This is a genomic window from Streptomyces sp. NPDC053665 (assembly GCF_055585285.1).
This window is the reverse complement of record NZ_JBVJKK010000003.1, coordinates 672,003-692,854: the sequence shown is the minus strand read 5'-3', so window position 1 is coordinate 692,854 and position 20,852 is coordinate 672,003. Positions and strand designations below refer to the sequence as shown.

General features: G+C 73.7%; 13 protein-coding genes. 3 read left to right on the top strand and 10 right to left on the bottom strand.

All coding sequences use genetic code 11. The features are described 5' to 3' along the window. Positions 1-3: 3 nt before the first annotated feature. Both ACZ6ZN_RS16105 and ACZ6ZN_RS16100 read right to left on the bottom strand, forming a co-directional pair. Positions 4-3,498 (bottom strand): ATP-dependent helicase, encoded by a 3,495-nt coding sequence (locus ACZ6ZN_RS16105; RefSeq protein WP_469646629.1) that lies wholly within the window; start codon positions 3,496-3,498, stop codon positions 4-6. Positions 3,499-3,764: 266 nt separating this feature from the next. After that, a complete protein-coding gene (locus ACZ6ZN_RS16100) occupies positions 3,765-4,154 on the bottom strand; it encodes an MGMT family protein (RefSeq protein WP_451876107.1) in 390 nt (129 codons plus the stop codon). Positions 4,155-4,340: 186 nt separating this feature from the next. On the opposite strand from ACZ6ZN_RS16100, the gene ACZ6ZN_RS16095 reads away from it, so the two are divergent. The 3 genes from ACZ6ZN_RS16095 (at position 4,341) to ACZ6ZN_RS16085 (ending at position 10,399) form a co-directional block, all read left to right on the top strand. Then, positions 4,341-7,064, top strand: coding sequence for a lysylphosphatidylglycerol synthase transmembrane domain-containing protein (locus ACZ6ZN_RS16095; RefSeq protein ID WP_469646628.1), 2,724 nt, complete (start codon positions 4,341-4,343; stop codon positions 7,062-7,064). A gap of 157 nt (positions 7,065-7,221) precedes the next feature. Beyond that, entirely contained in the window at positions 7,222-8,769 is a 1,548-nt protein-coding gene (locus ACZ6ZN_RS16090) for an alpha/beta fold hydrolase (protein WP_469646625.1), read from the top strand. A gap of 157 nt (positions 8,770-8,926) precedes the next feature. Next, on the top strand, positions 8,927-10,399 hold the full coding sequence (locus ACZ6ZN_RS16085; protein WP_469646622.1) for an alpha/beta hydrolase: 1,473 nt from the start codon (positions 8,927-8,929) through the stop codon (positions 10,397-10,399). A gap of 98 nt (positions 10,400-10,497) precedes the next feature. Here ACZ6ZN_RS16085 and moeZ read toward each other — a convergent pair whose 3' ends face one another. From moeZ to ACZ6ZN_RS16045, 8 genes are all read right to left on the bottom strand, one after another. After that, on the bottom strand, positions 10,498-11,676 hold the full coding sequence (gene moeZ / locus ACZ6ZN_RS16080; RefSeq protein ID WP_333936861.1) for an adenylyltransferase/sulfurtransferase MoeZ: 1,179 nt from the start codon (positions 11,674-11,676) through the stop codon (positions 10,498-10,500). A 63-nt stretch (positions 11,677-11,739) separates the two neighbouring features. Continuing rightward, positions 11,740-12,489 (bottom strand): spherulation-specific family 4 protein, encoded by a 750-nt coding sequence (locus ACZ6ZN_RS16075; RefSeq protein ID WP_469646620.1) that lies wholly within the window; start codon positions 12,487-12,489, stop codon positions 11,740-11,742. Further along, positions 12,477-13,436, bottom strand: coding sequence for an NAD-dependent epimerase/dehydratase family protein (locus ACZ6ZN_RS16070; protein ID WP_369193827.1), 960 nt, complete (start codon positions 13,434-13,436; stop codon positions 12,477-12,479). The genes ACZ6ZN_RS16075 and ACZ6ZN_RS16070 overlap by 13 nt, the downstream gene beginning before the upstream one ends. A gap of 168 nt (positions 13,437-13,604) precedes the next feature. Beyond that, positions 13,605-14,696 (bottom strand): hypothetical protein, encoded by a 1,092-nt coding sequence (locus tag ACZ6ZN_RS16065; protein ID WP_469646618.1) that lies wholly within the window; start codon positions 14,694-14,696, stop codon positions 13,605-13,607. A 461-nt stretch (positions 14,697-15,157) separates the two neighbouring features. After that, positions 15,158-16,891 carry a DUF3492 domain-containing protein gene (locus ACZ6ZN_RS16060; protein ID WP_469646615.1) on the bottom strand — a complete coding sequence of 578 codons (1,734 nt, stop codon included), beginning with the start codon at positions 16,889-16,891 and terminating at the stop codon, positions 15,158-15,160. 270 nt (positions 16,892-17,161) lie between these two features. Next, positions 17,162-18,865: a dipeptide ABC transporter ATP-binding protein gene (locus tag ACZ6ZN_RS16055; protein ID WP_469646612.1), complete on the bottom strand. Its 1,704-nt coding sequence runs from the start codon at positions 18,863-18,865 to the stop codon at positions 17,162-17,164. Next, positions 18,862-19,860 (bottom strand): ABC transporter permease, encoded by a 999-nt coding sequence (locus ACZ6ZN_RS16050; protein ID WP_469646609.1) that lies wholly within the window; start codon positions 19,858-19,860, stop codon positions 18,862-18,864. Before ACZ6ZN_RS16050 ends, ACZ6ZN_RS16055 begins: the two co-directional genes overlap by 4 nt. Then, positions 19,857-20,849 carry an ABC transporter permease gene (locus tag ACZ6ZN_RS16045; protein ID WP_398106669.1) on the bottom strand — a complete coding sequence of 331 codons (993 nt, stop codon included), beginning with the start codon at positions 20,847-20,849 and terminating at the stop codon, positions 19,857-19,859. Before ACZ6ZN_RS16045 ends, ACZ6ZN_RS16050 begins: the two co-directional genes overlap by 4 nt. Positions 20,850-20,852: the final 3 nt, after the last annotated feature.

The window sequence follows — 20,852 nt, the reverse complement described above, 5'->3', positions numbered from 1 at the left end:
GGGTCACTCCACCACGTGGCGTCCTTCCTGACGCGCGCTGCAGGAGGCCCGGAACGCGCAGTGCGTGCAGTGCTGCCCCGCGGTCGGTGTGAACCGCTCGTCGAGGACCTTGCCGGCCGCGGTGGCCAGCAGGTCGCCGACCCACTCCCCCGCCAGCGGCTCCTGCGCCTGCACCTTGGGCAGCGTCTCGCCGCCGTCGCGTTTGGCCGCCCCCTGCCGGAGGTGGACCAGTTCCGCTCCGCCCGGCTCGGGGCGCACCCCGTCGAAGACCTCGTCGACGGCGCCCTCGCGCACGGCCAGCTGGTAGACGGCCAGCTGCGGGTGGCGCTCGACCTCCTTGGAGGTGGGCGCCTGCTTGCCGGTCTTGAAGTCGACCACGTAGGCGCGGCCGTCTCCGTCGGCCTCGACACGGTCCATCTGGCCCCGGATGCGCACCTCGTAGTCGCCCGCCTCCAGGGTGACGTCGAAGTCGTGCTCGCTGACCACCGGGGTGCGCCCGGTGCGGTCCATGACGTGCCACTGGAGGAAGCGCTCGAGCGCCACGCGCGCGTTGGCCTTCTCCTGCTCCGACTTCCAGGGCGCGTCGAAGGCCAGGGCGTTCCAGACGGAGTCCAGGCGTTCCATGAGGACCGACAGGTCGGCCGGGGTGCGTCCGGAGGCGACCTCGTCGGCGAGGACGTGCACCACGTTGCCGAACCCCTGCGCGGCGGTGGCGGGTGCGTCGGCCTTGACCTCCCGGCCCAGGAACCACTGCAGGGCGCAGGTGTTGGCCAGCTGGTCGAGGGCGCTGCCCGAGAGGACGACGGGCTGGTCACGGTCGCGCAGCGGCACCTTGGACTCGGTCGGTTCGAACATGCCCCACCAGCGGTAGGGGTGGGCGGACGGCACCAGGGGACGGCCGTCCTCGTCGGAGAGGGCGGCGAGGCGGGCCAGGCGGCGGGCGGCGGCCTCCCTGAGGGCGCCGGAGACCCGCGGGTCGACCGTGGTGGCGCGCAGCTCGGCGACGAGCGCGGCGACGGACAGCGGACGGCGGGGACGTCCGGTGACGTCCTTGGGTTCGACGCCGAGTTCGGTGAGGAACCGGGACGGCTGGTCGCCGTCGTCGGCGGGGGCCTTGACGGCGGTGACGACGAGCCGTTCACGCGCGCGTGTGGCCGCCACGTAGAACAGGCGGCGCTCCTCGGCGAGCAGCGCACCCGGGGTGAGGGGTTCGGCGAGCCCGTCGCGGCCGATACGGTCGGCCTCCAGCAGGGAGCCGCGGCGGCGCAGGTCCGGCCACAGGCCTTCCTGGACCCCCGCCACGACCACCAGGCGCCACTCCAGGCCCTTCGCGCGGTGAGCGGTCATTAGGCGCACGGCATCCGGGCGCACGGCCCGCCGGGTGAGGGTGTCCGCGGCGATGTCCTCGGCGTCGATCTCCTCCAGGAAGTTCAGCGCGCCGCGGCCGCCGGTGCGCTCCTCGGCCCGGGCCGCGGTGGCGAACAGGGCACAGACGGCGTCCAGGTCGCGGTCGGCGTTGCGTCCCGCCGCGCCGCCCCTGCGGGCGGTCCGCTCCAGCCGGGCGGGCCACGGCGTGCCCTCCCACAGGTCCCACAGCGCCTCTTCGGCCGTGCCACCGCCGGCCAGCCGCTCACGGGCCTTGCGCAGGAGCGCGCCGAGCCGCTGGGCACCGCGCGCGTACGTCGGGTCGTGCACGGCGAGCCGCTCCGGCTCGGCGAGCGCGCGGGCGAGCAGCACGTCCGAGGGCGGCGGCAGCGGGTTGCCGGCGGCCCGCTCCTCGTCGCGCAGGGCGCGGCCGAGCCGGCGCAGGTCGGCGGCGTCCATGCCGGCGAGGGGGGAGGTGAGCAGGGTGAGGGCGGTCTCGGTGTCGAGCCAGCAGGGGTCGCCGTGGCCGGCGCGGCCGTCACCGGCGTCGGAGGCGGGGGCGGTGCTCTCGCCGGTATCAGCTGCGGGATCGGCTGGGGCACCGGTGTCCGAGGCAGCTGCGCCCTCCGCGCTCGGGGCTGCCACGTCCCCCACGCTGGGGAGCCCTGCCTGCGCCGCACCGGGGAGCCCTGCCTGCTCCGCGCCGGAGAGCCTCGTGGGCGCCGCCCCGGAGGGCCCCGCCTCCGCCCCGGCCACCGCCCGCAGTGCCGTCAGCAGCGGTGCCACCGCCGGCTCGTGCCGCAGGGGCACGTCGTCGCCGTCGACGTCCACGGGGACGCCCGCCGCGGTGAGGGCGCGGCGGATCGTCGGGATGGTGCGGGAACCGGCGCGCACCAGCACGGCCATGTCGCTCCACCGGACGCCGTCCTCCAGGTGGGCCCTGCGGAGGATGTCGGCGATGTTGTCGAGCTCCGTCCCGGAGGTCGGGTAGGTGTACGCCTCGACGCGGCCGCCCTCGCGCACCGGGGCGAGTTCGCGGTGGGCGCGGACCTTCTCGGCGGGCAGCCGGGTCAGCGGCATGCGCTGGGTGAGCAGCCGGGTGGCGGCCAGCAGGGCGGCGCCGGAACGGCGGGACGTGCGCAGCACCGCGACGGGGGCGGGGTGACCGTCCGCGCGCGGGAAGGCGTGCGGGAACTCCAGGATGCCGTTGACGTCCGCCCCGCGGAACGCGTAGATCGACTGGTCGGGGTCGCCGAACGCGACGAGGCTGCGGCCGCCTCCGGCGAGCGCGTGCAGGAGCCGCACCTGAGCGGGGTCGGTGTCCTGGTACTCGTCGACGTAGACCGCGTCGTACCGGGCGGCGAGCCGGGCGGCGACCTCGGGGCGGTGGGCGAGGAGCACCGCGCGGTGGACAAGCTCGGCGTAGTCGATCACGCCCTGCAGGTCGAGCACGTCCAGGTACTCGGCGAGGAAGGCCGCCGCGGCACGCCAGTCGGGGCGGCCCGTGCGGCGTGCGAAGGCGTCCAGGGCGTCGGGGCCGAGGCCCAGTTCACGGCTGCGGGCGAGGACCGCGCGGACCTCGTCGGCGAATCCCCGGGTGGTGAGGCAGGCGCGCAGTTCGTCCGGCCAGCGCACGTGGGCGAGCCCGAGCCGCTCCAGGTCCACCTGGCCCGCGAGCAGTTCCCGGACGGAGACGTCCTGCTCGGGGCCGGACAGCAGGCGCATCGGCTCGACGAACAGGTCGTCGTCCTGGTGGGCGCGCACCAGGGCGTAGCAGAAGGAGTGGAAGGTGGTGGCCCGGGGCGCGCGGGCCGCACCGGTGCGCAGGGCCATGCGATCGCGCAGTTCGACGGCGGCCCGGCGGCTGAACGTCAGCACCAGGATGCGCTCGGGATCCGCGCCGCGGGCGATCCGCTCGGTCACGGACTCGACGAGCGTGGTCGTCTTGCCGGTGCCCGGACCTGCGAGGACGAGCAAGGGCCCGCCCGCGTGGTCAACCACGGAGCGCTGCGCCGCGTCCAACACGGGGGGATCCACCCGGGCGGGAGGGGTACGGACCAGTCGGTAAGCGCCACGGCTCCCCCGCCGCACCCGGGGGTGCGTCAGGCCGCTGGTGGAGGAAAAGGAGCTCACGTGGTTCGCCGGTCCTGGTGGAAGTGCTGGTTGGCGGGCCACCGCGCGTGGCGGGCGGTGACCGCGGGATGACGGGGACAGGTGCGGCCGACGCTACGCCGCCGAGTGAGGCGGAGGCGGGGCTTCCCCTTCTTCCCTCCGGTCACTCGGGACACGCTCGGCGCTCGAGTCCCTCGTCCCACGAACGTACGTCATGCCACCGACGTGCCCCGTGTCCCCCGTCCGGATCACGGGTCACACGAGGGCGCCCGCGATGGCGGAAGCTGTCAGGTGTGACCCTCCGCGCGATCGCCGCCGTCCCACCGCGCGCGTCTCATGTCGATGCGCGGCAGGTGGCCCTCGGCGGCGCGGCTCGCCTGTTTGAGGGGCGTGCCCTCCTCGCGGTAGTGCCCGAGCGCGCGCTGCTCGTGCCCGGGGAGCAGGAGGCCGTCCGCGCGGACGACGCGCCACCACGGCACGGCTCCCCCGTAGAGGGCCATCACGCGGCCGACCTGCCGCGGGCCGCCCTCCTCCAGCCATTCGGCAACGTCGCCGTAGGTGAGGACGCGTCCCGGCGGGATCAGCTCCGCGACGTCGAGGACCCGCTCGGCGTACGCCGGCAGCGCCTGCGCGCCGCCGTCCTCGTCCCGGCCCCCCTCAGGGCTCTGCTCACTCATCCGTCCCATCCTGCCCCACCCCACCGACAACGGGCCGGAGGTGCGCACAGGCTTGCGAATCGCCCGGCACAGGCGCGTCGGGCAGACTGTCCGCCCCCGCATGTGCACCCTGATGCCCGCGCGTATCGGTGTGGCATGCCACCATCGTGCGGGCGGTGACCGGTGATACGAGACCAAGAAGAGACCATGAAGCAGCAGGGTGCACAGGACACGGAGGGCACCTCTGACGCTTCGTCGCGCCCGGAATCCCCCGCCGGTGGCCGCAAGGCGCCCGGGAAGAGGAACCGGCCGGCCGTCGAGGAGCCCGACGTCGCCCACATCGACCACGTCGAGGGCGACGAACCGCTGCTCCCCGCGCGCGTGCACCGGCCGTCCGACCTCATGCGGCTCCTGGTGGGCGTGCTCGCCGTCGCGGTGCTCATCGGGATCGCCGCGTTCGCGCACGGCACCACGTCGGGCCTCGAACAGGACATCAACAAGGGCACCGGCCAGGCCCCGGACCTGCTCATCAAGATCGCAGGGCTGGCCTCCAGCATCGCGATCCTGCTGGTGCCGGTCGCGTTCGCCATCGAACGGCTGATCAAACGGGACGGCCTGAGGATCGCCGACGGCGTGCTGGCGGCGGTCCTCGCCCACGGTGTGACGCTGGCCACCGACCTGTGGGTGGCCCGGGCGGCCCCCGACTCGATCCAGGAGGCGCTCACCCAGCCCTCCCCGGGCGACGTCCACGCGCTGACCGACCCGGTGCACGGCTATCTGGCGCCCGTGATCGCGTACATGACCGCCGTCGGCATGTCCCGCAGACCGAGATGGCGCGCGGTGCTCTGGGTCGTCCTGCTCCTCGACGCCTTCTCGATGCTCGTGACCGGGTACACGACGCCGTTCTCGATCATCCTCACCGTGCTGATCGGCTGGACGGTGGCCTACGGCACGCTCTACGCGGTCGGCTCGCCCAATGTCCGGCCCACCGGGCGAACCCTGATGGCGGGCCTGCGGACCGTCGGCTTCCGGCCGGTCAGCGCCTCCCGCGAGGACACGTCGGACAACCCGGACACCGGTGACCGTGGGCGCCGCTACTTCGTCACCCTGGAGGACGGCCCGCCCCTGGACGTCACCGTGGTCGACCGGGAGCAGCAGGCCCAGGGCTTCTTCTACCGCGCCTGGCGCAACCTCACCCTGCGCGGTTTCGCCACCCGCAGCAGCCTGCAGTCGCTGCGCCAGGCCCTGGAGCAGGAGGCACTGCTCGCGTACGCGGCCATCGCGGCCGGCGCCAACGCGCCCAAGCTGATCGCCACCTCCGAGCTCGGCCCCGACGCGGTGATGCTCGTCTACGAGCACAGCGGCGGCCGCAGCCTCGACTCGCTGCCCGACGAGGAGATCACCGACGACCTGCTGCGCGACACCTGGCACCAGGTCAAGGCCCTGCAGTCCCGTCGGATCGCGCACCGCAGGCTGGTGGGCGACGCGATCCTGGTGGATCGTTCCGGCACGGTGATCCTCACCGATCTGCGCGTCGGCGAGATCGCGGCCGGTGATCTTCTGCTGCGGATGGACATCTCCCAGCTCCTGGTGACCCTCGGCCTGCGCGTGGGGGGCGAGCGTGCGGTCGCCTCGGCGGTCGGGGTGCTCGGCCCGGACGCGGTGGCGGACTGCTTGCCGATGCTCCAGCCCATCGCGCTCAGCCGCTCCACGCGCGCGACGTTGCGCCGACTCGCCCGGGAGCGGGCGGAGCGCGAGCGCGAGGCGGTCCTGGAGGCGTCCCGGCAGGCCAAGCAGGCCCGTCTCGACGAGGCCGCCGGCGAGACCGCACCGGCCCCGGAGAAGGCCGACAAGAAGGCCGTGCGCGCCGAGCAGCGGGCCGAGAAGCGGGCCATCGACGAGGCTCTGGAGGAGGCGCGCGAGGAGGATCTGCTCACCCAGATCCGGCACGAGGTGCTGCGCATCAGGCCGCAGGCCCCGGTCGAGCCGGCCCGGCTGGAGCGCGTGCGGCCGCGCACCCTCATCAGTCTCATCGCCGGTGCGATCGGCGCGTACTTCCTGCTCACCCAGCTCACCCACATCGAGTTCGGGCCGCTCATCGCGAACGCCGAGTGGGGCTGGGTGGCCGCAGCGGTGCTGTTCTCGATGGCCAGCTACGTCGCGGCGGCGATGGCCCTGCTGGGCTTCGTGCCCGAGCGGGTGCCGTTCGTGCGGACGGTGGCGGCTCAGGTGGCCGGCTCGTTCGTCAAGATCGTCGCCCCGGCGGCGGTCGGAGGTGTGGCCCTGAACACGCGCTTCCTGCAGCGTGCGGGCGTACGCCCGGGGCTGGCGGTGGCGAGCGTGGGCGCGTCGCAGCTGTTCGGGCTGGGCTGTCACATCCTGATGCTGCTGTCGTTCGGCTATCTCACCGGCACCGAGAAGACGCCGTCGCTGTCACCGTCCCGGACGGTCATCGCCGGTCTGCTGACGGTGGCGGTGCTGGTGCTCGTGGTGACCTCGGTGCCGTTCCTGCGCAAGTTCGTCGTGACGCGCGTGCGGTCGCTGTTCGCCGGTGTCGTGCCACGCATGCTGGACGTGCTGCAGCGGCCGCAGAAGCTGGTCACCGGCATCGGCGGCATGCTGCTGCTGACGGCCTGCTTCGTGATGTGCCTGGACGCCTCCATCCGGGCGTTCGGCGACGAGACCACCTCGATCAGCCTCGCCAGCGTCGCCGTGGTCTTCCTCGCGGGCAACGCCCTGGGGTCCGCGGCGCCCACCCCGGGCGGTGTGGGCGCGGTCGATGTGACCCTGACGGTGGGTCTCATCGCTGTGGGGCTGCCCAAGGAGGTCGCGACTCCCGCGGTGCTGCTGTTCCGCATGCTGACCCTGTGGCTGCCCGTCCTGCCGGGCTGGCTGGCCTTCACCCATCTGACCCGCAAACAGGCGCTCTAGGGGACCGTCGGCCGGCCGGTCCCCTGACCGGTGGCCAGCCGGCCCCCTGACCGTTGGCCGGCCGGTCCCCTCCCGCCTCACGGGCCCCCGTGTCCCCTCCTCCCTCGTACGGCACGCGTCCCGCGCGGACCGGTGCGGGCCGCCGCAGGATGGACTCATGCCGACCCGCCTCCGCCTGCGCGCCACCGCCCTGACCGCCTCCGCCGCGCTGCTGTCCGCCGTCCTCGCGGGCTGCGGGGGCGACGACGCCAAGGACGAGGACCTCACGCGGCAGACCCTGGACTGGAAGGAATGCCCCGCGCCGGACGCGGCCCAGGGAGGCGGTCCAGCGCCGTCCCCGCTGCCGGACGACGGCGAGTGGGAATGCACCACCATGAAGGCGCCGCTGGACTGGGACGACCCCAAGGGGGACACGATCGGCCTGGAACTGATCCGGGTGCGCACGACCGGTGACGACAGCGCGCGCATCGGCTCGCTCATCTTCAACTTCGGCGGCCCCGGCGGCTCCGGCGTCACCTCGCTGCCCGCCTTCGCGGAGGGCTACGAGACACTGCGCACCCGCTACGACCTGGTCAGCTTCGACCCTCGCGGAGTCGGCCGCAGCGCACCCGTGATCTGCGAGAACGACCAGCAGCTCGACGCCTACTTCCAGCAGGACGCCACACCCGACGACGCCGCGGAGCGCACCACGCTGCTGGACAACACCAAGGAGTTCAACGCGGCCTGCGAGGACAACTCGCGCAAGATGCTGCCGAACGTGCGCACGACCGACGCGGCCCGCGACATGGATCTGATGCGCCAGGTCCTGGGCGACGACAAGCTGCACTACTTCGGCATCTCCTACGGCACCGAACTCGGCGGCGTGTACGCCCACCTGTTCCCCCAGCGCGTCGGCCGGGCCGTGTTCGACGCCGTGGTCGACCCCTCGGAATCCGCCGAGCAGGGCTCGCTGGGCCAGGCCAAGGGCTTCCAGCTGGCCCTCGACAACTTTGCCGAGGACTGCGTCTCCAAGACCGAGGACTGCCCCGTCGGCGACAGCGCCCAGGACGTGAAGGACCGTATCGCCAAGCTGCTGGCGGACCTCGACCGCAAGCCGATCCCGGGCGTCTTCCCCCGCGAGCTGACCCAGACGGCCGCGACGAGCGGCATCGCGCAGGCGCTGTACTCCAAGGACTTCTGGGAGTACCTCACCGAGGGCCTGGAGCAGGCCTACGACGGCAACGGCCAGATCCTCATGCTCTTGTCCGACTCGCTGAACGGACGCAGCGAGAACGGCGAGTACAACAACAGCGCCGCGGCGAACGCCGCCATCAACTGCGCCGACGACAAGGCGCGGTACGACACCGCCTACGTGGAGCGGAAGCTGCCCGAGTTCCGGGCCGCGTCCGAACTGTTCGGCGACTACCTGGCCTGGGGCATGATCAGCTGCACGGACTGGGCGGTGCCGGGCGCGGCCGATCATCCGGACGTGAGCGCTCCGGGCTCGGCGCCGATCCTGGTCGTCGGCAACACCGGCGACCCCGCGACCCCGTACGAGGGGGCGCGGGCGATGGTGGAGGCCCTGGGCAAGGGGGTCGGGATCGAGCTGACGTACCGGGGGCAGGGGCACGGGTCGTACGACAGCGGGAACAAGTGCGTGCAGGGCGCCGTGAACGGCTATCTGCTGGACGGGAAGGTGCCGCCGACCGGCACGGTCTGCGCCTGACGACCCACCCGACCTCCTCCGAACATCTCAGCCGACCCGCGGAATCTGCAGGTCAGCGGGTTATCCACAGGCCGGACCGGCGGCCGCGGGTTCTGCCTACCATGGCCTGACCGCCATCCGCGGCACGAAGCGGACGGCCTGTGAGGGGGGATGGGCGATGACGCGCTTCGTACGGTGGGCCGCTGCGGCGGCGGCCTCGGCCCTTCTGGCCGCGGGCTGCAGCGGCGGCGGCACGCCCGACGACGGCAGGGGCGGGCTTTCCTGGGGCCGCTGCAAGGCCACGGCCGACGGGCCCGCGCCGAGCAGCGAATGGCAGTGCGCCACGCTCGAGGTGCCGCTGGACTGGTCGAAGCCGGACGGCGAGACGATCGGCCTGGGGCTGATCCGCGCCAAGGCCCGGGGCGGGGACCGCGTGGGCTCGCTGCTGTTCAACTTCGGCGGCCCGGGCGCTTCGGGGGTGTCCATGATGCCGTCCTACGCCCCGACGGTCTCGCGACTGGGCGAGCGTTACGACCTGGTGAGCTGGGACCCTCGGGGCGTGGGCGCCAGCGAAGGGGTGCGCTGCCGCGGAGACGAGGAGATCCAGGCGGCCGAGTCGGTGGACGTCACCCCGGACACCCCGGCCGAGGAGAAGGCCTACCTCGCCGACGCCGCCGACTTCGGCGAGGGCTGCGAGAAGGCCGCCGGCAAGCTGCTCCCGCACGTCTCAACCGCCGACTCTGCACGCGACATGGACCGCATCCGCGAGGTCCTCGGCGACGCGAAGATGCACTACTTCGGCATCTCCTACGGCACCGAGCTGGGCGGCACCTACGCCCACCTCTTCCCGGAGAAGGTCGGGCGCATGACTCTGGACGCGGTCGTCGACCCCGGCGCCGACACCGTGGGCCACGCCGAGAACCAGGCCCGCGGCTTCCAGCGCGCGCTGGACAACTACCTCACGTCCACCGGCCAGGACCCGCAGGAAGGCTCCCGCGAGATCGCGGCCCTGCTCCGGCGCATCGACGCCCGCCCCCTCGAGACGGGCACGCCCGAGCGGAAGCTGACCCAGTCCCTCGCCGTCACGGGCATCATCCTGCCCCTGTACGACAAGGACGGCTGGCCGAGCCTGACCCGCGCACTGGACGCGGCGAAGAAGGGCGACGGCTCGGAGCTCCTGGCGCTGGCCGACGGCTACAACGAGCGTGACTCCTCGGGGCGCTACGGCACGACGACCCACTCCCAGCGGGTCATATCGTGCCTGGACGACAGGCAGCGGCCGACCGCTGCCGAGACGAAGAAGCTGCTGCCCCGGTTCGAAAGGATCTCCCCGGTCTTCGGCACGTTCCTCGCGTGGGACACGGCCGGCTGGTGCCACGACTGGCCCGTGCCCGGACAGCACGACACCCCGGAGGTCGGCGCACCGGGAGCGGCGCCGGTCCTGGTGGTGGGCAACACGGGCGATCCGGCGACGCCCTACGAGGGTGCCCGCAGGATGGCCGACGAGTTGGGCGAGGGCGTCGGGGTGATGCTCACCTGGCGTGGCGAGGGCCACGGGGCGTACGGCAGCGGGAGCGACTGCGTGGACTCCACGGTAGAGGCGTACCTGCTCGACGGGTCGGTGCCCAAGGACGGCAAGGTCTGCTCATGACGACGGCGGGGGCCCCGGGCACCCGTGGTGCCCGCGACCCCCGCCGATGTGACCGGGCGTCAGGGTCCGGCCTGGTGGCCCGGACCGTCAGGTCGGTGTCAGTAGACCGGCTTGCTCGGCTCGATCTGGTTGACCCAGCCGATCACGCCGCCTCCGACGTGGACGGCGTCCGAGAAGCCCGCGGACTTCAGGACCGCGAGGACTTCCGCACTGCGGACACCCGTCTTGCAGTGCAGGACGATCTTCTTGTCCTGCGGCAGGCTCTCCAGGGCGGTGCCCATGAGGAACTCGTTCTTCGGGATCAGCCGGGCGCCCGGGATGGAGACGATCTCGTACTCGTTCGGCTCGCGGACGTCGATGATGTCGATGCTCTCGCCGTCGTCGATCCACTCCTTGAGCTGCTTCGGAGTGATCGTGGAGTCGGCGGCCGCCGCCTGGGCCTCCTCGGACACGACGCCGCAGAAGGCCTCGTAGTCGATGAGCTCGGTGACGGTGGGGTTCTCGCCGCAGACCGCGCAGTCGGGGTCCTTGCGGACCTTGACCTGGCGGTACTGCATCTCCAGGGCGTCGTAGATCATCAGGCGGCCGACGAGGGGCTCGCCGATGCCGGCGAGGAGCTTGATGGCCTCGTTGACCTGGATGGAGCCGATGGACGCGCACAGCACGCCCAGGACGCCGCCCTCGGCGCAGGAGGGGACCATGCCGGGGGGCGGGGGCTCCGGGTAGAGGCAGCGGTAGCAGGGACCGTGCTCGGACCAGAAGACGGAGGCCTGACCGTCGAAGCGGTAGATCGAACCCCACACGTACGGCTTGTTCAGCAGTACGCAGGCGTCGTTGACCAGGTAGCGGGTCGCGAAGTTGTCCGTGCCGTCGACGATCAGGTCGTACTGGCTGAAGATGTCCATCACGTTGTCGGCCTCGAGCCGCTCCTCGTGAAGGACCACGTTCACGTAGGGGTTGATGCCCTTGACGCTGTCGCGGGCGGACTCGGCCTTCGACCGGCCGATGTCGGCCTGGCTGTGGATGATCTGGCGCTGCAGGTTCGACTCGTCGACCTCGTCGAACTCCACGATGCCCAAGGTGCCGACGCCCGCTGCGGCCAGGTACATCAGCGCCGGCGAGCCCAGGCCGCCGGCGCCGACACACAGCACCTTGGCGTTCTTCAGCCGCTTCTGCCCGTCCATCCCGACGTCGGGGATGATCAGGTGGCGGGAGTACCTGCGGACCTCGTCTACGGTGAGCTCGGCAGCCGGCTCGACCAGGGGTGGCAACGACACGGGGACTCCGTTGGTCGGTCAATCACTACGGTTGTTCTCCCCGTAACACTGCCATGCCCTTTTTCATTCCGAGACACCCGTTCCGACCAGCGAGACGATGTCGTCCCAGTAGCCGGGCATGGCCTCCCAGGGGTCGACCCGGCCACCGCGGTCGGTGTGGTCGGTGAACCAGACCGTCGAAGCCCCCTGCCAGCGGGCGATGCGCAGCGCCTCCTCCAGATGGGGCCGGGGCACGCCGTGCACGAAGTGGCAGAAGCGCTCCGGTTCGTACTCGGCGGTCCACTCGGCCACCTGGGACCAGCGGTAGTCGCTCCACGGTCCGGAGAAGGTGACCAGCTGGTCGGCGAGGTCGGCGTATCCCGGGTGCGGGTGGATGCCGTGGCCGAGGACGATGTGGGCCTCGTCACGGACCATGCGGAGCGCGGCGACCGTGCGGCGCACCTCGGGCAGCCCGACGTGGTCGGCCGGGCAGCGCTCCAGGAGGAAACCGTCGACCTGGTACCAGTCGACGAACCGGTGAGCGTCCGAGACGACTTCGCCGAAGCTCCGGGTGCCGTAGCGGGTGTCGAGGTGTCCGAGGACGCGGACGCCCGCGTTGCGCAGGCGGCCGGCGGCTTCCAGGCAGTGCGGGTCGGGGCGGGCGCCGGGCCCGTCGGCCACGTTGAGGACCACCCAGTGCAGTGGAGTGCCGGGCCTCGTCAGCTCACCCCATTCGGCGCTGGCGAGGAGGGGGTGGGCGTAGCCGGGGACGCCGACGCCGGGACGGAGTTCCGTGCCGGGGGTGCGCGGTTGTGGCCTGGTCAGATGCGGCATGCCGCCTCCATCCAGATGTCGGCCAGGGACTCCTCAAGACCGATCCGGGGGCGCCAGCCGAGCCGGTCGCGGGCGGTGCGCACATCGGCCTGCTGCCAGCTGCCGCAGCCGTCCGGGTACGGGTACGCGACCGGGGCCGCGTGGTCGGAGTCGGGCCGCGGGTGGCCGATGGCCGGGCGCAGGGCACCGGGCGGGCCGTCCAGTTCGTGGAGGGCGCCGCCGTACCCGGCCACGCGGGCGAGGACCGCGGCGGCGTCGCGCAGGCGCACGGCGCGCCCGGAGCCGATGTTGATGACGCCCTGCGCGGCGGAGAGGGAGGCGGCGTGCACGGCGCGGGCCACGTCGCGGACGTCGACGAAGTCGCGCTGGGCGCCGAGGCCGCCGAGTTTCAGCTCGCCGTCGCCTGACTGCATGGCCCGGCGCATGGCCTCGGCGAGGCGGCCCAGGGGGGAGCCGGCGGGGGTGCCGGGGCCGGCCGGTGAGAAGACGCGCAGGATGACGGCGTCCAGGCCGGAACCGAGGACGAGTTCCGTGGCGGCGAGCTTGCTGACCCCGTACGGGCCGCCCGGCCGGGGCACGGCGTCCTCGGCGGTGGAGGAGCCGGGTTGGCTGGGTCCGTATTCGGCGCTGCAGCCGATCTGCACCAGTCGGGCGCCGCAGCCGCTGCGGCGCAGGGCCTCGCAGACGGTGGCGACGGCGACGGTGTTGTGGCGGGTGAGTTCGCGGGCCCCGCCCCGGGTGGCGCCTGCGCAGTTGACGACGACTCCCGGGTGGACCGCGTCGAGGAAGCGGGTGAGGGCGCCCGGGCTGCCCGAGGCGAGGTCGAAGCGGACGTCGGCGTCGTCGCCGCGGCCGAGGGCGGTGAGCTGGACGGCCGGGTCGGCGAGCAGGCGGTCGGCGACGAAGCGGCCGATGTAGCCGTTGGCTCCGATCAGCAGGACTCTCATCGCGCGGCTCCTGTCGCGGCCGGGGCTCCTGGCTGGCTGGTCATGCGGGTTCTCCTTGAGGGCGGGACGGAACGGGTGTGGGGGGTGGTGTCCGAAGCTGTGGGGGGTGGGGCTGTGAGGCGGTGACGGGGGCGTGGGAGGCCGCGCCGGCCGCGGATGGCCGGGCGCTCACCCGGAGGGCGTCACCGGGGGCTGGTCCGGCGGCGCGTGGGCGGAGGCCCGGGCCAGCTTGCGCGTGGTGTGGAGCAGCAGGGCCAGGGCCCCGGCACCGCACGCCAGAACCGGGACGCTGCCGGCTCCCCAGGTGGCCACGAGGGCCTCGACCGGAGTGGCGACGAAACCGCATCCGGGAAGGCGGGAGACGAACACGGAGGCGAGAGCGGCCGCCTCGACCAGGGCGGTGGCCGTGAGGACGAGGGCCGGTGCGTAGGCGAAGCCGTGGACGGTGAGGAGGCGGGCCAGGTGCAGCAGGGCGCCGAGGGTGAGCACCTCCGCATAGGCCGACGGCTCGTCGAGGAGGGTGGTGCTCAGGACGGCCAGGGCCGTCAGGGCGGCCATGAACAGAGCGAACGTGCCGAGCAGCAAGGGCCGGACGGAGGCGGCGAAGTCCTCCAGACCGCGGCTCGCGACGAGTTTGCGCCGGGCCCGCGCGGTCAGGAGGTGGGCGCTCCAGGCCGCCGGTGCGCACGCCAGGGCGAGAGCCAGGACCGGGGCCGCGGTGAGGGGCCAGGGCCCGTTCGCGGCTCCGGTGGGCGGGAAGTCCGGGCCTCCGGCGAGGGCGCTGCGGAGCAGACCGTCACCGAGCAGTGCGTAGCCGAGGAGCCACAGCGTCCATACGGCGGTCCTGCCCCGAGCGGCACCGGGGCGGGGCCCCGGCCCGCCTCCCTCGGTGAGGCTCAGCGGGCCGCGGCGCAGGGCCGCACGGAGGGCCAGGGCCAGGGCGAGGGCCCCGGCGACCGCGGCGTACAAGCGCGTCCGGCCCTGGGTGAGATCCAGGGCGGTCACGGCGGCGGCGCACAGCACTCCGGGCAGGAGCGTCAGCAGCACCCAGTCGGCGCGCACGCGGGGAGCGGCGGTCGGGGCGGGCGGAGGCGCGTCGCTCTCCCGGGAGACGCGTGCGTACATTTCCTCCGCGAGGGAGAACACGTCCCGGTGCCGGAAGCGGGCGGCGGTGCGGTCGGTGATGCCGTGCGCTTCGAGGCCCGCGGCGATCTCCAGCGGGTCCACCGCGCGTTCGCAGAGCTCGCGGTGGCGGTGCATGAGGGCCTTCACGGGGTCGGCCGCGCCTCGACGCGGGGCCGGTGCCGGGGCAGTGGCGGCACCGGGCGCCGTCACCCGCGAGACACCTTCGCGCCCGCCCACCGAAGGAGCGCTCACCCCCGCGCCTCCCGCCACCCCGGACGCGCCCTCCGCACGCTCCGACACCGGCGACTCCGATCTAAAGCGCTTCGCCACCGACGACTCCGATCCGGAGCGCTCCGAGACCGGCCATTCCGGTGCCGCATACCGCGACACCGGCGACTCCGACCCGCCCGAGGGCAAGTCCACGTCGCCCCCCGATGCCATCGGCTCCGAGGCCCCGGAATCCTCCGTGGCCCCCCGTGCCGTCGGTTCCGAACCGCTCTTTCCCCTCCCCGGGGCCGGCGTCCGCTCCGAGTCGGTTTCTCCTGCACCGGGGCCGATCGGGGTGCCCGGCCGGTCCAGTGCGCCGCCCAGGTCCTTCATCGCGCTCCCTCCGGGGCCGGCACCGGCGTGGTCGCCCGGACGGGACGGCCCGCGGCCCAGCCGGGACCCCGGCGCGCGGCGAGGCGCGGCGACGGGGAGGACCACCGCACGGGAACCCGCGCCTCGGCGGGCACCGCGAAGGGCAGCGGCTCGCCCGCGCCGTCGAGGGCCCGGCGGACGGGCGCGCGCGAGACGATCTCCAGGTAGATGCCGTGGAAGGCCTCGATGTTCTGCTCGACCGTGAACAGTTCGAGCGCCCTGGCGCGGGCGGCGGCCCCGAGGCGCTGACGGCGCTCGGGGTCGCGCAGCAGCGCCACGCACGCGTCGGCGAGCGCCCGGGGATTGCGCGGCGGGACGACCAGCCCGGTGCCGCCGATGATCTCCACGACCGCGCCGACGTCGGTGGAGACCGTCGCCCGCCCGCAGAGCATGGACTCGACGAGGCCGGCCGGGAAGCCCTCCACGACGCTGGACAGGACGGTCACCGCGCCCGAGGCGTAGGCCTCGGCGGCGGACGGCAGTTCGGGGCCGCCGATCTCCTCGAAGGACACGGGGTTGTCCCCGGCGGCGTGCGGCCCCGCGGCCTCGTCGGGGAACAACTGGGCGGCCAGTGTCCGGCAGTGGCCGAGGTAGGCGGCGCCCTCGTCTCCGGCGGTCGCTCCGACGACGCGCAGGCGGGTCCGCGGTTCCTGCCTGCGGATCTCGGCGAAGGCGTGCAGCAGGGAGACCAGGTCTTTCGCCGGCTCGACGCGGCCGACCCAGACCAGCGTGTGCGGATCCGCGTACTCGGGGGACTCCCCCACCTCCGCGAACGGCCGGGCGTCCATGCCCGGGTAGACCGTGCGGAGCTTGCCCCGGTCGGCGCCACAGCGCTCCTGCCAGCGCCGGGCGTGGGTGTTGCCGGCGGTGACGACCTCGGCCCGCCGGTAGGCCTCGGCCGCGAGCAGGCCGTGGAAGGCCGCGAGCAGGGACCGTACGGCGGGCGGGGCGTCCGGGGCGGTGAGGTAGTGCGTGCGCAGGCGCACGCCGTACTCGGTCACCATCAGGGGCACGCCGGTGAAGTGGTGCGCCAGCAGTCCGGGCAGGGTGGCCGTGCCGCCGGACGCGGCGTGGCACACGTCGACGGCGCCGAGCCCGTCGTCCTCGTACCAGTCGAGGGAGAGGGGGCGCAGGGCGCTTTCCAGGTGGGCGGTGACGGTGAGGAGGTCGGGCACGCGGGCCTCGCGGGCCGCCCGGTGCGCGCCGGGCGCGCGGCAGGCGCGCTCCAGCGTGCGCACGGCGGCCTCCGAGCGGAGCGCTCCGGTCAGGCCGCCCTCGTCGCGGGCCAGTTCGGCGAGCCCGTACAGAGCGTTGACGAAACGGTCCGCCTCAGGGGTGAACCCCTCCGCGGGAGCCCCGGCGGCTGCGGCGGCCGTCCCGCTCGGGGACCCGCCCGCGCCCGCGCCGCACAGCACTGCCGCCAGTTCGGCGAAGCACTCGGTGAAGCGCCTGCGGGCCCGGCGGCCCAGCACGGCTTCGTCGTCCTCGGCGGACCAGGGTGAAGCGGTGCGCACCCTGCGGACGTTGGGTGGCAGCGGGACCCAGCCCTCGTCCTCCTGGTGCCGGCTGCGGCTGAGCGCGTAGACGTCGAACTCGTGCTGGGCGAGCCCGTGTACGAGCCGGTCGCACCAGAGCCTGGCGTCACCGCTCACGTACGGATAGCCACCCTCCGTCAGCAGTCCGATGCGCACGAGTGCACCCCCGATCTCCCGTATGGGGAGCCGCCGTTGCCCGGCGGCTCGCAGCGGGACGAACGTATGCGGACAAGGCGGGGGTGCGACGGACGGTTGTCCGTCGCACCACCAAAAGGGGTGAACGGTCGTAACTTTCCCGTGCGGGTCGCGTTCCGTCGCGCTAGGAGATCAACCGGACACGGATCGTCACGCCCCGGCCAACTCCTGTCGCCGGGGCGGCGCTGCCCGCCGCCCTCCCGGGACCATCCCGTGCGGCGCGCCCGGCGTTCACACCACCGCGGGCTCCCGCCGTCGCGCTCGGCGCAGGGCCGCGACCTCGGGGTCGACGGCCGGTACGGCGGCCAGCAGCCGACGGGTGTACGGGTCCCGCGGCGAGGCGTACACCTCGTCGGCCGGCCCTTCCTCGACGACCCTGCCCCGCCGCATGACCGCGACCCGGTCGCTGACCTGGCGCACGACGGCCAGGTCGTGCGCCACGAAGACCAGCGCGAGTCCGAGCTCGCGCTGCAACTCCCCCAGCAGGGCCACCACATGGGCCTGCGTGGTGACGTCGAGCGCGGAGACCGGTTCGTCGCAGACGACGACCCGCGGGTCGGCCGCCAGGGCCCGGGCGATGCCGATGCGCTGGCGCTGCCCTCCGCTGAACTCGTGCGGGTAGCGGTCCTGGTGCGCCGCCTCCAGGCCGACGCGTTCCAGAAGTTCCCCCACCCGCGCCCGCACGCGTTCCTGGTCGCGTTCGCCGCGCGCCCGCAGCGGGTCCGCGACGGACTCGCCCACGCTGCGCCGCGGGTTGAGCGACGACACGGGGTCCTGGAAGACCATCTGCACGGCCGGGTTCACACCCGTGTGCGGACGGCCGTCGAGGGTGATCGACCCGGCGGTCGGTTGCAGGAGCCCCACGAGCATGCGGCCCAGGGTCGTCTTGCCGCTGCCGCTCTCCCCCACGATCCCGAGGGTCTCGCCGCGTCGCAGGGTCAGCGACACGTCGTCCACGGCCGTGACCGCCCGCTTGCCCCGCCCGAACGCCCGCCGCAGACCGCTCGCCTCCAGCACGACCTCACCGGGCACTCCAGGCACGACCTCACCGGGCGCCCCCGGCCCGGCCGCCCCCCGCACGACCTCCCCCGGCACCGCCGGCGCGGCGTTCCCCGGCACCGCCACCGCGGCTCCCCCCAACCCCGCCCCCACAGCCCGCGGCGCGTCCACCCGCGGTACCGCGGCCAGCAGCTCACGCGTGTACGGCTGCTCCGGAGCGCCCAGGACGGTGGCGACCGGGCCGTGCTCGACCGCCCGGCCGTGCCGCATCACCAGCACCTCGTCGACGCTCTCGGCCGCCACGCCCACGTCGTGCGTGACGAGGAGCAGCCCCATGCCCGTCTCGGTGCGCAGGTCGTGCAGCAGGTCGAGGACCTGGGCCTGCACCGTCACGTCGAGGGCGGTGGTCGGTTCGTCGGCGATCAGCAGGGCGGGTTCGCAGGCGAGCGCCATGGCGATGAGGGCGCGCTGGCGCATGCCGCCGCTGAACTCGTGGGGCCGGGAGCGGGAGCGGCGTGCCGCGTCCGGGATGCCCACCCGGTCCAGCACCTCCACGGCACGCGCGCGTGCCGCCCGCCGGGACACGCGCGCGTGCACCCGGTGCACCTCGGCGATCTGGTCGCCGATCGCGTAGTACGGGTCGAGGGAGGACAGCGGGTCCTGGAACACCATGGCGGCCCTGCCGCCGCGCAGCCGCCGCAGCTCCTCCTCGGAGGCGGCCTGCACGTCGGTGCCGGCCACCCGGACCTCGCCGCGCACCCGGGCCCCGGTGCCGCGGTGCAGGCCGAGCAGGGCGGACGCCACCGTCGACTTGCCGGACCCGGACTCGCCGACCAGGGCCAGGGCGGCGCCCTGCTCCAGCCGGAAGGAGAGCCCGTCGACGGCCCGCAGCCCGCCGAAGTCCACCTGGAGACCGGTCACCTCGACCAGGCTCATGTCAGCACCACCCGTCGGTCGGCCACCGCGTACAGCACGTCCGCGACGGCGTTGGCGAGGACCACGAAGAAGCCGGTGACCAGGACCATGCCGACGACCACCGGCAGGTCGACGACCTTGACCGCCTCGACCATCTCCCGGCCCACGCCGGGCAGGCCGAACAGCGTCTCGGTGAGCACCGCGCCGCCGAACAGCACGCCGATGTTGTTGGCGTTCACGGCGATGAGCGGGGCCACGGCGCCGCGCAGCGCGTGCCGCCGGATGACGGCCCGCTCGCCGACGCTGTAGGCGCGGAAGGTGCGCACATGGTCCTCGGCGAGGGTCTCCAGCATCGCGGACCGGGTCAGCCGGGCGTACGTCGCGGACTCGATGAGCGCGAGGGACAGCCAGGGCAGCAGCAGGTTCCAGGCCCACTGCTCGGGGTCCTCGGTGAAGGCGACGTACTGCGGGAAGGGCAGCAGTTCGAGCTGGCCGCAGACGACGATCATCAGCACCAGTCCGATGACGAACACCGGCGTGGACATGCCCGCGAGGGTCAGCGTGGTCAGCAGCCGCTCGGTGAGCCGCCCGCGCCGCCACACCGACAGCACGCCGGTGCCGACGCCGATGATCAGCCACAGCACCATCGCACCGAGCGCGAGGGAGGCCGTGACCGGGAGCTTGGCCAGGATCAGGGCGGTGACCTGCTGGTCGCTCTGGTACGACAGCCCGAGGCAGGGTGCGGAGCAGTGCTGCACCGCGGTGCCGGTGGAGTAGTCCTGGCCGGCGACCAGGCCCTGCAGGAAGTGCCAGTACCGCTCGTACAACGGGTCGCTCAGATGGAGCTGCTCCGCGACCTGCTGCACCTGGGCGGGTGAGCAGCGGGGCCCGCAGGTGATCTGGGCGACGTTGCCGGGCGTGACGTAGAAGACGACGTAGATGATCAGCGAGAGGGCGAACAGGGTGACGAGGGCGCCGACGGCGCGGCGCAGCACGAACCCTCCGAAGCCGGTCACGAGGCCTCCTTCTCGCGGCCCGTCCCGACGCGCAGGCGTGAGGAGGCGCGCGGGTCGAGGGCCGTGCGCACGCCGTCGCCGAGCACGGTGAGGGCGAGGACGGTGACGAACAGCGCGCCCGCGGGCAGCAGCAGGTACTGCGGCGCGGCCTGGTACCAGACGTCGGCGGAGGTGAGCATCTGCCCCCAGGACGGGGTAGGCGGCTTCACGCCCACGCCGAGGAAGGACAGGGCCGCCTCGACGGTGATGTTCGTCGGGACGAGGATGGCCGCGAAGGTGATGACGGGCGCCGCGAGCCCGGGCAGCAGTTCGCGCCGGGCGATGCGGACGGTGCCCCAGCCGCTGAGCCGGGCGGCGGCGACGTAGTCGAGCTGCTTGAGCGTGAGGGTCTGCGCGCGCACCATCTTGGCGAGCGTGCCCCAGCCGGAGACCAGGCCCACGACCAGCGCGACCAGCACGGGGCGCGGGAAGCTCGTGGGCACGACGGCGAGCAGGGCGAGGGCGACGACCATCAGGGGCATGGCGACGAAGATGTCGGCGACGCGGGTCAGGACGAGGTCCACCCAGCGGTTGCCGAGCCCGGCCGCGACACCGACGACCACGCCGAGCACGAGCTGCACGACCGTCGCGGCGAGCGCGACGCCCAGCGACACCCGCGCGCCGTACACCAGCCGGGCGAAGAGGTCCCGGCCGGTCTGGGGTTCGACGCCGAGCCAGTGGTCGGCGCCCGCGCCGCCGAACGGGCCGACGGGCACACCACCGCGCGCGGAGTCGACGAGGGCGGGGTGGTAGGTGGTCGGGTCCTGCCCCTCGACGGCGGTGAGCAGGGGTGCGGCGAGCGCGACGAGGACGAGAGCCGCGACGACGGCCGCCGCGACGAGGGCGGCGCGCTGCGTGCGCAGCCGCCGCCAGAACTGACGGGCCCCCGAGGCGGCCGGGACGGTGGTGTCCGTCCGGGCCGCCTCGACGGTGACGAGTGCCTCGCTCACGAC